Here is a 13,020-nt window from a genome sequence, read left to right on the forward strand (position 1 = left end):
GACGACGACGAATTCAGGATTCGACGGAGATGGCATACAGAGCGAACGGTTCGCCTCGGTGCGGGAAATCGTGGCGGTAGGTGAAGCCGAGTCGTTCCATCACCGCGCGGGAGCGAACGTTGTGCACCTCCGTGAAAGCGGCTACCTCCGTCGCGCGGAGTTCTCGCGCACAGGCCAGGCCGGCGAGGCCGATCTCAGTGGCGTAGCCGTTTCCCCAGTGCACCTCGCATACTGCCCAGCCGATCTCCAGCCGTCGTGCACCGTCAACATCCTGATAGGACAGTCCGCCGCGGCCGAGGAGTTCTCCGGATTCCCGGTGGTAGGCCAGCCATTTGCCGACGCCGTCGCGTTGCCAGCTTCGGCCGATCTCCGCGGCGCGGGCTTCCGCGTCGGCGCGGGTCCAGTTGCCGTACCAGCGGGCGATGCCGCGGTCTTGATGCAGCCGGAACAGTTCATCGGCGAGGTGCGGGCCGATCGGGGTGAGGCGGAGGCGTTCGGTCTCCAACTCAGGCGGCCACTGTGGACGGAACAGTCAGCGAAGCGTTGACTCGCGCGATGAATTCCGCATTGGACTTTGTCGTGCGGACCTGGTCCAGGAATTGTTCCGCGGCCCGCTTCGGGTCTTGGGTGGACAGGGCGCGGCGGACTTCGTTCATCACGGCCAGTTCCTGCGGCGGGACGATCAGCTCGTCGCGGCGGGTGCCGGAGCCGAAGAAGTCCACGGCTGGGAACACGCGGTGGTCGGCGAGCATGCGGTCCAGGCGGAGTTCCGAGTTTCCGGTGCTCTTCAGCTCCTCGAAGAACACCGTGTCAGCCAGCGAACCCGTGCCCACCAAGGCAGTCGCGATGATGGTGAGCGAGCCGCCGTCCTCGATGTTCCTTGCTGCGCCTAGGATTTTCTTCATCGGGTGCAGCGCGCTGGCGTCGACGCCGCCGGACAGGATGCGGCCGGAGGTGCGGGCTGCCAGGTTGTACGCGCGGCCGAGGCGGGTCAGGGAATCCAGCAGCAGCACGACATCCCGGCCAGTTTCGACCAGGCGTTTCGCGCGTTCCAAAGCCAGTTCGGCGACGGCGGTGTGTTCGGCCGGCTTGCGGTCGAAGGTGGACGCGACGACCTCGCCGTGGACTGAGCGGGTCATGTCCGTGACTTCTTCGGGGCGTTCGTCGGCGAGCAGCACCATGAGGTGTGCTTCCGGGTGGTTGACCGCCACCGCTTGCGCGATCGCCTGCAGCACAGTGGTTTTTCCGGTGCGCGGCGGGGCGACGATCAGGGCGCGTTGGCCTTTGCCCAGCGGTGCGACCAGATCCAGGACGCGGGTGGTGAGCTGGTGCCGAGTGGTTTCGAGGACCAGTCGCTGGTTCGGGTGGATGGGGGTGAGTTTGTCGAAATCGGGGCGCTTTTCGCCGGGCGGGCGGCCGTTGACGGAGACTAGGTCGCCGTCGTCGAGGACGAGTTCGTCGCCGCGGCGCAGGCCGTGGGTGCGGATCAGGGATAGCGGCACGGACGGGCCGCCGGGGGTGTAGCCCAGTGCGGCGGTCTTGCCGTGGATGTCGAGAATTCCTTGCTGTGTCATGGTTTATGGCTCCTTGAAGCAGTGACAGTCGACGCGGAAACGCGGACCGCCGGAGTGAGACGAAGCGGGTCAGGCGACGGGCTTCGGGAAAGACGCCGATCCTCGTCGCGTGCTCTCACGCTGACGGAGGGGGCGGAACCCCTGGGCGGCGGGGCCGACTTCCTGGGGTATGCGCTGAGAGTAGCGCATCGGTTCCGGCCGCACAACTGGCACTGCGAACACGAAAGGGGCCTCGTGAGCGGTTCCCGGTGAAAACCGGCGCTCACAAGGCCCCAACAAACCTGGCCGCGGGTCTATTCCCGGGGCCGCGCGGCGGTCACGGCATCTCCCACGGAGCCTGCGGCAGCACGTGCCCGGTCTCCAGCAGCGACTTCAGGTTCGACAGCACCGCCGCCCAGCCGCCCGACACGTCCTGGTGCGCCTTTTCGTCCGGCAGGTCCTCGTGGGTCACGGTCAGCCGGACGATGCCCTCGTGCTGTTCGATGTCGAACGTCGCGCGGGACGGCTCCTGGTCCTTCGGGCCGTTCGGGTCGAACCAGGTGGTGACCAGGCGCTTCGGCGGGACCGCCTCGATGACCTCGCCCTCGACGTCGGCGATCCCGGACCCGTCGGTCCGCACGTGCGCCCACCGCGAACCCTTGTTCCAGTCGGATTCGTTGCGGTGGCCCCAGTACTGCCCGGTCAGGTCGGGGTCGGTGAGCGCGTGCCACACCTTCTCCGGCGTGCTCTGGATGTAGGTCACATACACAAAACTCGGCTTCATGGCTTCCTCTGCTCGACGTTTGACGGCACTGAGCATCCGCAGCCGCGGCTGCTCGAACCGGTCCACCCACCGCTCCTGCATCTCGTGCAGCGGCACCGGATTCAGGTAGTGCAGCTTTTCCCGGCCGCGGCGCACGCTGCTCACCAGATTCGCCGCCTCCAGCACGGCGAGGTGCTGGGTCGCGGACTGCCGCGTCATCTCCAGCCGGCGGCACAGCTCGCCCAGCGTCTGCCCGTTGTCCTCGCGCAGCTGGTCGAGCAGGTACCGGCGGGTCGGATCCGCCAGCGCCTTGAACACTTTGTCCAGGTCGGGTTGCACACTTACAGTAAGGCAGGCAAATGCCTGCCTGTCAAGTCAGCTGAGGTAGATGCAGGTCAGCGCCGAGGCGAATTACGGATTGCCTCGGCGCTGACTACTCAAAGTGTTCAGAAGACCTCAGGGGTGAGCGAGGGGGCCGCCATGCCGGGGTCGAAGGGGAACATCGGCCGGACGATGCCGGAGTGGCCCAGGCGGAGCAGGTCCTGGTCGACGCCGCCGGGCGTGAGGGCCAGCAGCCAGTCAGCGGCCATGTCGTACAGCTCAGGTTCGAGGTAGCCGATCTTCACGATCACCACGTCCGCCTCGCGCGGGCGCAGGCCGAGCGCGTGGAAGTCGGATTCGAGGTGATACGGCTTGCGGCGCGCGGTCACGATCACCCGCAGGCCGCCGACGGCCAGCACCACCGCGGTTCCGGCGACCGGGTCGTCGGCGTCGATCGCGGCCACCTGCGCGGTGAGCGCGACCGGACCATGCGGACCGGAGTCGACTTTTCCTCCCAGCTCAACGGAAATCGTCGCACCGACGCCAGCTGCCACCGCCGTCGCGACGGCTTCGGGGTCCACAATGGCCGCGTACAAAGTGGTCAGCGAAGAGTCCACAATGGCCGGAGTGTTCAGCAGGACGTCGAGGCTCCACGACGTGTCCCCGGCGCCGCCGGCGGTCGGGTTGTCGCCGGAGTCGCTGATGAAGAACGGCCGCGATTTCGAAGCGACCGCCTGCGTGAGGCATTCCTGAAGCGTGCCGGTCGGGGCGACGAAAGCGAAGTCGTGCCGAGCGTCCCAATAGGACTGGGCCAGATACTCCGCTTCCTTAGTGATCACCGAAACGTCGTCACCCATCACCACTACGGCGGCCTGGCAACGTGGTTCGTCGGCCCACGCGTAACCGACCCAGATCGCTGCGTCGAGGACTCCGTCCAGCGCCTCGACGTCGTCCACCGCCGCGTAAATGCTCTTCGCCGGTTCGAGCCGGGTGCTGGTCTTCTCCCCCGGAAGCAGGACCGGAACCTGCACCCAAGCCTTTTTCGGCCGGCCGCCGGACCGCAGCCGCGACACCAGGTTCCGCGCCGCCCGCTCGCGGGTCTCCCACGCGTCCTCGTGCGGGGCCATCCGGTAGCAGGTGATCAGGTCCAGCGCGGTGACCAGCTCGCGGGAAACGTTGCCGTGCAAGTCCATCGAAGCCGACACCAGGACGTCCGGGCCGAGAATGGAACGGATCTCCTGTGCGAGCGAAGCCTCCACATCGGACCGCCCGACCACGCTCATCGCGCCGTGGATGTCGAAGAACAGCCCGTCCAGCTCACCGGCCGAACGCAACCGGTCCAGGATTTCCCCGGACAGCTCGGCATAAGCCTCCTCGGTGACCGCGCCGCCGGGAAGCGACCGGGCGTCGACCAGCGGCACCCATTCGACGTCGGAAGCCCAGTCCGCGCCCAGAAAGTCGTACCGGGCCAGCAAATCGTCGCCGCGCGAGATCCGGAAGTCGTCCACAGTGGACCGATGCGGCGAGAAGGTACTCGATTCGATGGCGATTCCGGTGATCCCGACCCGCAGCTTCTTCATCGTCCACTCCGTTTGATCGCTTGCTCGAACACCGCGTCCAGCGCGAGCGCGCCCGCGCCGTAAAGCCCCGCGTCCGCACCGAAACGCACCCGGTCGATCCGCAGTTCCCTGGTAGCCAAGGGAAGACACCGTTCGTACAGCGCACCGCGCACGGCCGCGACGAAGGCTTCCGAACCGGACAGCGCGCCGCCGAGCAGCACCTCGTCCGGGTTGCTGAAGTTGACCACCGTGGCCAGCACCTCGCCGAGCCGCAGCCCGGCGCGCCGCACGGCCGTGGTCGCTTCGGGATGTCCGTCCTCGGCGGTAGCCATCACCTGCGCGGTGGTCTCCAGCTTCAGGCCCTGCGCCTGCAATTGCGCGACGAGCGCGGCACCGCTGGCCACCACTTCCAGACAGCCGCGATTCCCGCAGGTGCACGGTTGATCCTCGGCGGCGGGTACGCGCACGTGGCTGATGTCGCCCGCGACCCCGGCCCGTCCGCGATAAAGCTCGCCGCTCAGCACGATTCCCGAACCGATGCCGGTACCGGCCTTCACCACCAGCAAGGTACGACCGGGCGCGCCGGACACGGATTCGCCCAGCGCCAGCATGTTCGCGTCGTTGTCCACGACCACCGGCAGCTCGAAGTGCTCCGCCAGCGCGTCCCGCACCGCGAAACCGCGCCAGCCGGGCATCCGCGACGGCAGCGTGATGGTGCCCGCGTTGACGTCCACCGGACCGGGGAACGCGACGCCGACACCGAGTGCGCGACCCGGGCAATCCGCATCCGCCATGACATCGCGCACCGCGGCCGCAAGCCCGGCGACCAGTTCGCGCGGCTCTTGACTGATGTCCAGCGGCCGTTCGTGCACCTCCAGCAGGTTGCCCGCGATGTCGAGCGCGCCGATCCGCACGTGCCGCGTGCCGACGTCGGCGGCCCAGACGTGGCCGAACTCCGCGTTGACCGACAGCAGCTTCGGCCGCCGCCCGCCCGCGGACCGGCCCTCGCCGGATTCGCTCAGCACCCCGGCGGACATCAGCGCCTGCGTGCGCACCGACACCGTCGATTGCGGCAACCCGAGCGCTCGCGCCAGGTCCATGCGCGACGTCGCGTGGCCGTGCGCGACCAGCCACAACAGCCGCAGCGGTCCGGCCGGATCCACCGCGTCACCTCTTTCATCAAAGCTGATGTAACTAAACCGTTCGACAGGACTCTTGGCAATTCCCGTCTCTCGTGCGAGATTACCCGACAGCCAGGACACCGCATAGCACCTGGCACTGGTCTTTCATCAGAGTTGTTGGAAGTGATGCGAATGGCTCGACGCCCGTGGTGCGCCGCACTCGGGGTCACGCTCGCCGCCGCGCTGGCGTTGTCCGGCTGCGCGGCGAGCCGGGAACCACACGGCGGCGGTTCCGGCTCCCCGAAAACCGGCGGCACCGTGCGGTTCGCGATGCCGCCGTCGGCGACGCCGAACTGGATCATGCCGTTCTCGATCCCCGGCTACAGCGGGTCGTACAACGGCATGATCCGGTCCACCATGTACGTGCCCCTGTACAGCTACGACGCCAGTTCGGGCTCGGTCGCCCTCGACGACGCCGCGAGCGCCGCCAACGTGCCGCGCTACTCCCCCGACGGCAAGACCGTGACCATTACGCTCAAGCCGCTGACCTGGTCCACCGGCGAGCCGATGACCAGCCGCGACGTCGAGTTCTGGCTCAACCTCGCCCGCGCGGGCAAGGACAACTGGAGCAAGTACTCGAAGGGCCTGATCCCGGACAGCATCACCGGCTTCCACGCCGTGGACGACCGCACGTTCACGTTCACCCTGGACAAGGCGTACAACCCGGACTGGTTCACCGCCAACCAGCTCAGCCTGATCGTCCCGATGCCGCACGCGTGGGACCGCACGAGCGCCGCGGGCCCGGTCGGCGACCACGACCGCACCCCGGAAGGCGCCAAGAAGGTCTTCGATTTCCTGGTCAGCCAAGCGAAACAGCTCGGCACCTACGGGACGAATCTACTGTGGAAGGTCGTGAATGGACCGTTCACTTTGGCCAGTTTCACGACGTCCGGCGAGGTGACGCTGCGGAAGAACCCGAAGTACACCGGACCGGACCCGGCGAAGCTGGACACCGTCCGGTTCCTGACCTTCACCAGTTCGTCGGCGGAGTACAACGTGCTGCGCGCCGGCGGCGTCGACTACGGCTACCTGCCGACGTCGAACCTCGGCCAGCGCCCGAAACTGGAGGAGCAGGGCTACCGGGTCGAACCGTGGACCGGCTGGTCCATCACATATTCGCCGTACAACTTCCACAATCCCAAGCTGGGCAAGGTGTTCTCCCAGCTGTACGTGCGGCAGGCGATCCAGCACGCGGTCGACCAGGACGCCATCACCTCGGTGATCTGGCGCGGTTCCGCCCGCGTCGGCTACGGCCCGGTTCCGCAGGACAATGACACGAAGTACCTGTCGCCCAGGCAAAAGACCAATCCGTATCCGTTCGACCTGAACAAGTCGAAGCAGTTGCTCGCCGACCACGGCTGGAAGCCCGGCTCCGACGGCGTCCTCCTCTGCGCGGACCCGGCGAAATGCGGCGAGGGCATCGCCGAAGGCACCCGGCTCTCGCTGACCATGCTCACCGAATCCGGTTCCGACGAAACCGACGGCACCATGCAGGAACTGCGCTCGGAGCTGTCGAGGGTCGGCATCGAGATGAAGATCAACGCGCAGCCGCTGAACACCGTGCTGGCCAACGGAACCGCCTGCGAGTCGAAGGATCCCTCGTGCGACTGGCAGCTGTCCTATTTCGGCACGCAAGGCAGCTGGTACTTCTCGGCGAACCCGAGTGGCGAGGAGCTGTTCGCGTCCGGTGCGGGCACGAACTTCGGCAGCTACACCGATCCGAAGGTGGACAAGCTGATCGCGGCCACCAACCTGGCCTCGGACAACGGAGCGATGCTCGAGTACAGCGCCTACCTGGCCGAACAGCTTCCGGTGCTGTGGCTGCCGAATCCGCCGTATCAGGTGTCGGCGATCGACACCGCGCTGCACGGCGTTTCCCAGGACCCGTTGGCCGGGCAACTGCTTCCGCAACGCTGGTTCTGGACGAGGTGAGGACATGACGCGCTACATCCTCCGCCGGCTCGTGCTGGCCGTGGTGGTCGTGCTGCTGGTGACCGTGGTGACGTTCGTGCTGCTGCACTTGCTTCCCGGCGGCCCGGCTCGCGGCGTGCTCGGCGTGAAAGCCACCGAGGCGCAGATCGCCGCGTTCAACCACGCGCAAGGCTTCGACCAGCCGCTTCCGGTGCAGTATTGGGATTACCTGCTGCGGTTGCTGCAAGGCGACCTCGGCGAGTCGTACACGCAGAACTCGCCGGTGAGCACGCTGCTGGCCGAGCGGATGCCGAAAACCCTGCTGCTCACCGTGTTGTCCACCGCGCTCGCGATTCTCGTCGCGCTACCGCTCGGTGTCTGGCAAGCGTTTCGCCGCGGCCGTACCGCGGATCTGCTCACCACGGCCGTCACGTTCGTGCTCTACGCGACGCCGGTGTTCTTCCTGTCACTGGTGCTGATCATCCTGTTCGCGCAGGTCCTGCCATGGTTCCCGGCGCAAGCCGCACAGGGCGAAACGATCGGCGAACTGCTGTCGCAACCGGGCGCGCTGGTCCTGCCGGTGCTCGCCGGAACCGGAGCCGCGCTCGCCGCGTTCAGCCGGTACATGCGAGCGTCCACTCTGGACAGCCTGTCCGAGGACTTCGTGCGCACCGCGCGGGCCAAGGGGACACCGGAGCGCACGATCATCTGGCGGCACGTCTGGCCGAACTCGCTGACCTCGGTGGTCTCCATGCTCGGTTACTACGTGCCGGTGGTCTTCGGCGGTTCGCTAGTCGTCGAATCGATGTTCAACTACCCCGGCATCGGCCTGCTGTTCTGGACCGCGACCCGCACCGCCGATTTCCCGGTGCTGCTGGGCGTCGTGCTCGTGATCGCCATCGCGACCGTGCTCGGTTCCCTGCTCGCGGACCTGATCCAGCTGGCGATCGACCCGCGGGTGCGGGTGAAGGGAGCGCGGTCGTGACTGTCCTTTCGCGGCTGTTTGCCCGCAAGTCCGCCGTGGCGGGCGCGGTCCTGCTGCTGCTCGTCGTGGCGTTCTGTTTCCTCGGGCCGCTGTTCTACGGCACCGACCAGTCCCACACCGACTTGGCCTCGGCGCGGCTCGGCCCCAGCGGAGGGCATCTGCTCGGCACCGACGACCTCGGCTACGACGTGCTCGGCAGGCTCATGGTCGCCGGCCGGACGTCGCTGGTGATCGGCGTGCTCGCCGGGCTGATCGCGACCGCGATCGGCGCGGTGTGGGGCGCGGTCGCCGGGTACACCGGCGGCTGGCTGGACACCGTGCTGATGCGGATCGTCGACACCGGCGTCGCGATCCCTGCGCTGTTCCTGCTGCTGGTGGCCGCGACGCTGGTGACGCCGAGCGTCGGCGTGCTGGCGCTGCTGATCGGCGCGGTGTCGTGGCTGGTGCCCGCGCGGCTGATGCGCGCGGAAACGGTGAGCCTGCGCGAACGCGATTACATCCGGGCGATCACCGTGCTCGGCGCGAGCCGCACGCGCGTGGTGTTCCGGCACATCATTCCCAACGCGATCGGCACCGTGGTGGTGAACGCGACGTTCCAGATCGCCGACGCGATCCTGCTCGTGGCGTACGTCAGCTTCCTCGGGCTCGGCGTGCCCGCCCCCGATACCGACTGGGGAGCCATGCTGTCTAAAGGAATTACCTACACCTTCGACGGCGCGTGGTGGCTGATCCTGCCGCCGGGCATCGCGATCGTGCTGGTGGTGTGCGCGATCAACTTCCTCGGCGACGGGCTGCGCGACGCGTTCGCGGTGAAGGGGCGACGATGAGCGAAGCAGTGCTGGACATCCGCGACCTGCGGGTGTCCTATGCGGACGGTTCGGCGGCGGTCGACGGGCTGAGCCTGTCGGTCGCGCCCGGCGAGATCGTGGCGGTGGTCGGCGAGTCCGGTTCCGGCAAGAGCACGGCGGCACTCGCGGTGCTCGGGCTGCTGCCGGATTCCGCGCAGGTCACCGGGTCGATCGAACTGGCCGGACAGAACGTGCTCGACCTGCGCGGCGAAGACCTGCGGAAACTGCGCGGCCCGGCGGCCGGGATGGTGTTCCAGGAACCGATGACCGCGCTGAACCCGTTGCGGACCATCGGTTTCCAGCTCGCGGAGGCGATCCGCAACCACGACCCGGAGAAGCTGCGGCACCGCCGCTATTACGACCGGTGTGCCGAACTGCTCGACCGAGTCGGCGTGCCAGAACCGGCCGCGCGGCTGAAGCAATACCCGCATGAACTGTCCGGCGGTTTGCGGCAGCGCGTGATGATCGCGATCGCCCTCGCGGCCGGACCGAAACTGATCATCGCGGACGAGCCGACCACCGCCCTCGACGTCACGGTGCAGCAGCAGATTCTCGACCTGCTGCGCGATATCCGCGAACACGAAGGCACCGCGACGCTGCTGATCACGCACAACATGGGTGTCGTCGCCGATGTCGCGGACCGCGTCGCGGTGTTGCGCCACGGAAAGCTCGTGGAAGAAGCTCCGGCGGCGGAACTGTTCGCCACGCCGAAGGCGGATTACACCCGGGAACTGCTGGCCGCGGTTCCGCAACTGGGTTCGTTCGCCCACGACGCGGCCGCCGAAGAAACCCGGAAACCGGTGCTCGCGCTGTCGAAGGTGGTGGTCGAGTACGGAGGACGGCAGGTGGTAAACGACGTTTCCCTGTCCGTCTCACCCGGTGAGATCGTCGGGCTGGTCGGCGAATCCGGTTCGGGGAAAACGACGCTCGGCAACTGTGCGCTTGGCCTGGTCACGCCGAAATCCGGGACCGTCGAGGTGCTCGGCGGGCCGCTGCCGAAAGGCACCGGGCGGTCCGCGCGGGCGGTCCGGCGGCAGATCGGCGCGGTGTTCCAAGACCCGGCGTCGTCGCTCGACCCGCGGATGACGGTCGCACAGACCGTCGCCGAACCGCTGGTGGTCCACACCTCGACCGGCCGCGGCGAGCGCCAGCGGCGGGTGCGGGAACTGCTCGACGCGGTGGAGTTGCCGGAAAGCTTGCTGGGCCGGTACGGGCACGAGCTGTCCGGCGGGCAGCGCCAGCGCGTGAGCCTCGCCCGCGCCCTCGTGCTGGGCCCGAAGCTGCTGATCGCGGACGAGCCGACGAGCGCGCTGGACGTATCCGTGCAGGCAGCGGTGCTGGAGGTGTTCCGGCGGCTGCATCGCGAGTTCGGTTTCGGCTGCCTGTTCGTGAGCCACGACCTCGCGGTGGTCGACAGCCTGTGCGACCGGGTGGCGGTGCTGCGCGCGGGCGAACTGGTGGAGGAAGGCCCGGCGGAAACGGTGTTGCGCACTCCGGAACACCCGTACACGCAAGCGTTGCTGCTGTCCTCGCCGGTGCCGGACCCGCAGCTGCAGCGGAGCCGGCGCGAGGCGCTGGCCGGCGCGGACCCCGCGGCGTGACGGAGTTGCGGGCCGGAGTCGACATCGGCGGGACGAAAACCCTGGTGGTGGTGTGCGACGAGGAAGGCAGGGAACTGGGGTCGGCGTCCGCGCCGTCCGAATCGCACCGGGGCGGCGCGGCGATCCTCGACCGAGCCGCGGAGCTGGTCAGCTCGCTGGTGCCGGACCACGCGGCGCTCGCCGGGGTCGGCGTCGGCGCGGCGGGCGTCGTTGACCCGGTGACCGGAACAGTGCTGGTCACCGGCGATTCGTTCACGGGATGGGCGGGTACGCCGGTCAACGCCGAGCTGTCCGCGCGGCTCGGCGGGGTGCCCGTGCGCACCGTGAACGACGTCGACGGGTTCCTGCTCGGCGAACTGCTGCCGGGCGAGCGGAACGTGCTCGGTGTCGCGGTCGGCACCGGCGTCGGCGGCGCGCTGTTCGTCGACGGACGGCTGCTGTACGGCGGTGCGACCGGCGCGGGCGAGATCGGGCATGTCGGCCGCTACGGGGAGGAACGCTGCACTTGCGGGCAGATCGGACACCTTGAGGCGTACGCCGCGGGCCGGGCGTTGACCCGCCGCTACGCCGAGGCGACCGGCCGGACCCTCGCCGCGGAGGACGTCGCCGCCGAAGCACTCGCCGGGGATCACGCCGCCCAAGCGGTGTTCACGGACGCGGGCCGGTTCCTTGGCCAGGCGGTCGCGCACGCCGCCGGGCTGCTCGGCCTCGCGACCTGCGTACTCGGCGGTTCAGTGGTCAACTCCTGGACGCTGCTGGAGAAGCCGGTGCGCGAAGCGCTGGAGGAACGGCCGCTGCTGTCCGGGAAACCGGTGTCCGTGCGGCTGTCCCGGCACGGCGCGAAATCCGTGGCATTGGGCGCGGCCGGTCTCACTGCCGGTATTCGGCGATTACCGGACGTGAGCAACCCCTAATCCAGTCCTCTGTGGACCATCGAGAAAACCGTGGCCTCGGGGTATACGCTGTCGGGCACCGACGGAGCCGGGGGCAACGATGCGCGCGAAGCTGGGCGGAACGGGACGGGCGAGAACCGCGGCGGACCACGTGCGTGAGCGTGGTCTCCACCCCGCTGACAGCAGGTGACTTGGTCTATACCATTCCGGTGATCAATTCCCGTCCGGTGGCCAACGAGGGGATCCCATGCCCGTCATCAGGCGCAATATCGTCCCGCTCCGGTATTCCGACCCGAGCGTCGTCGCTTACGTGCGCAGCCCGAGCGACTGGATGGTGTCCAATTGCGGCTGGATCCGGGGCCGCGAAGGGGTTCTGCTCGTCGACACCTGCGGCACCGAACGCGACACGCTCGACCTGGTCAGCGACGTCCGCAAGTACTCGACCGTCGAAATGCCGCTCACGCTCGTGCTGACCCACGCGCACGGCACCCACCACAACGGCGCGGGCGTCGCGCTGCGCAACGGCGGCCGGATCCTCGCCGCGCCCACCGCGGTGCCGATCATCCGGTCCGGCCCGCAGTGCAACGAGGAGATCTTCGCCTGCGCGAACTGGGGCAAGCTCGAGGCGCCGCGGCCGGAGGCGGTGCACGCGGTGATCGAACCGGTCGAGGTCGATCTCGGCGGTGTGGTCGTGGAGGTCGTCCCATTTCCCGGGACCGCGCACACCGACGGCGACCTCGTGTTGTTCGAACCTCGCACCGGGACGCTCTTCACCGGCGATCTGCTGTCGGTCGGGTCGACGCCGTTCGCCGTGCACGGTTCGATCCCCGGCTGGCTGACCGCGCTGGACTGGCTCGACAAAATGTTCCCGGACGTCCGCACCTTCGTGCCGGGACACGGCGGGCTCAGCCATCCGGGCAGTTTCCCGGTCGCGGTGCTGCGCACTTACCTGCACTGGCTGCTCGACGCGACCGCGAGCGCGGGCACGCCGGACTTCGCCGAACTCGCCACGATCGCCCGCCGCCGCTGGCCCACGTGGACAGTCCCGGAACGGCACATCGGGAATCTGCTGCGCGCGCACGCCGACCAGCACGGGGAACGGCTCGCGTCCGCCGAAGCGATGCGCGCGATCCGCGACGCCGCCGGCGGCCGGATCGACCTGGACACGCTGCTCGGACTCGGCAAGTCTTAACGCCGGGAAATCGATTCCCCGGGCGCTCTTTCCGCGAGTCCGTGAGGGGAACCCCGAGGGACTCTGATTCCCTCAGGGTTCCCCTCACGGACGGCAAACCGGGCGACCGCCGCCCGCGTCGGCCCTGGCATTGCCGCAGCAGTCCGTGAAGGGCTCCTTGAGGGAATCTGATTCCCTCAAGGAGCCCCTAAAGGACGTCGAATAGTACCCGTG

The 13,020-nt window shown here is 68.3% G+C and carries 11 protein-coding genes; 6 read left to right on the plus strand and 5 right to left on the minus strand.

What is annotated here, in order from left to right; genetic code table 11:
• Positions 1-13: 13 nt before the first annotated feature.
• The 5 genes from ACFXI3_RS25665 to ACFXI3_RS25685 all read right to left on the minus strand — a co-directional run bounded on the left by ACFXI3_RS25665 (position 14) and on the right by ACFXI3_RS25685 (position 5,359).
• A complete protein-coding gene (locus ACFXI3_RS25665) occupies positions 14-505 on the minus strand; it encodes a GNAT family N-acetyltransferase (RefSeq protein WP_378402735.1) in 492 nt (163 codons plus the stop codon).
• 1 nt (position 506) lies between these two features.
• Positions 507-1,574 carry a transcription termination factor Rho gene (gene rho, locus ACFXI3_RS25670; protein WP_378402737.1) on the minus strand — a complete coding sequence of 356 codons (1,068 nt, stop codon included), beginning with the start codon at positions 1,572-1,574 and terminating at the stop codon, positions 507-509.
• 316 nt (positions 1,575-1,890) lie between these two features.
• Positions 1,891-2,655 carry a metalloregulator ArsR/SmtB family transcription factor gene (locus ACFXI3_RS25675; protein ID WP_344271862.1) on the minus strand — a complete coding sequence of 255 codons (765 nt, stop codon included), beginning with the start codon at positions 2,653-2,655 and terminating at the stop codon, positions 1,891-1,893.
• A 107-nt stretch (positions 2,656-2,762) separates the two neighbouring features.
• On the minus strand, positions 2,763-4,217 hold the full coding sequence (locus ACFXI3_RS25680; protein ID WP_378402739.1) for a M81 family metallopeptidase: 1,455 nt from the start codon (positions 4,215-4,217) through the stop codon (positions 2,763-2,765).
• Positions 4,214-5,359 (minus strand): ROK family transcriptional regulator, encoded by a 1,146-nt coding sequence (locus ACFXI3_RS25685; RefSeq protein ID WP_344271856.1) that lies wholly within the window; start codon positions 5,357-5,359, stop codon positions 4,214-4,216. Before ACFXI3_RS25685 ends, ACFXI3_RS25680 begins: the two co-directional genes overlap by 4 nt.
• A 150-nt stretch (positions 5,360-5,509) precedes the next feature.
• Here ACFXI3_RS25685 and ACFXI3_RS25690 point away from each other — a divergent pair, with 150 nt between their 5' ends.
• From ACFXI3_RS25690 to ACFXI3_RS25715, 6 genes are all read left to right on the plus strand, one after another.
• Positions 5,510-7,309 (plus strand): peptide ABC transporter substrate-binding protein, encoded by a 1,800-nt coding sequence (locus tag ACFXI3_RS25690; protein WP_378402741.1) that lies wholly within the window; start codon positions 5,510-5,512, stop codon positions 7,307-7,309.
• Positions 7,310-7,313: 4 nt separating this feature from the next.
• Positions 7,314-8,273 carry an ABC transporter permease gene (locus ACFXI3_RS25695; protein ID WP_378402743.1) on the plus strand — a complete coding sequence of 320 codons (960 nt, stop codon included), beginning with the start codon at positions 7,314-7,316 and terminating at the stop codon, positions 8,271-8,273.
• Complete coding sequence (locus ACFXI3_RS25700) at positions 8,270-9,100, plus strand: ABC transporter permease (RefSeq protein ID WP_344271847.1); 831 nt, start codon at positions 8,270-8,272, stop codon at positions 9,098-9,100. The genes ACFXI3_RS25695 and ACFXI3_RS25700 overlap by 4 nt, the downstream gene beginning before the upstream one ends.
• Entirely contained in the window at positions 9,097-10,722 is a 1,626-nt protein-coding gene (locus ACFXI3_RS25705) for a dipeptide ABC transporter ATP-binding protein (RefSeq protein ID WP_378402745.1), read from the plus strand. The genes ACFXI3_RS25700 and ACFXI3_RS25705 overlap by 4 nt, the downstream gene beginning before the upstream one ends.
• Positions 10,719-11,636 (plus strand): ROK family protein, encoded by a 918-nt coding sequence (locus ACFXI3_RS25710; protein ID WP_378402747.1) that lies wholly within the window; start codon positions 10,719-10,721, stop codon positions 11,634-11,636. Before ACFXI3_RS25705 ends, ACFXI3_RS25710 begins: the two co-directional genes overlap by 4 nt.
• A gap of 226 nt (positions 11,637-11,862) precedes the next feature.
• Positions 11,863-12,807, plus strand: a complete 945-nt coding sequence (locus tag ACFXI3_RS25715; RefSeq protein WP_344271838.1) for an MBL fold metallo-hydrolase — start codon at positions 11,863-11,865, stop codon at positions 12,805-12,807.
• Positions 12,808-13,020 lie beyond the last annotated feature (213 nt).

It is taken from the genome of Amycolatopsis sp. NPDC059235 (genome assembly GCF_042754125.1).
Classification (GTDB): Bacteria; Actinomycetota; Actinomycetes; order Mycobacteriales; family Pseudonocardiaceae; genus Amycolatopsis; species Amycolatopsis albidoflava.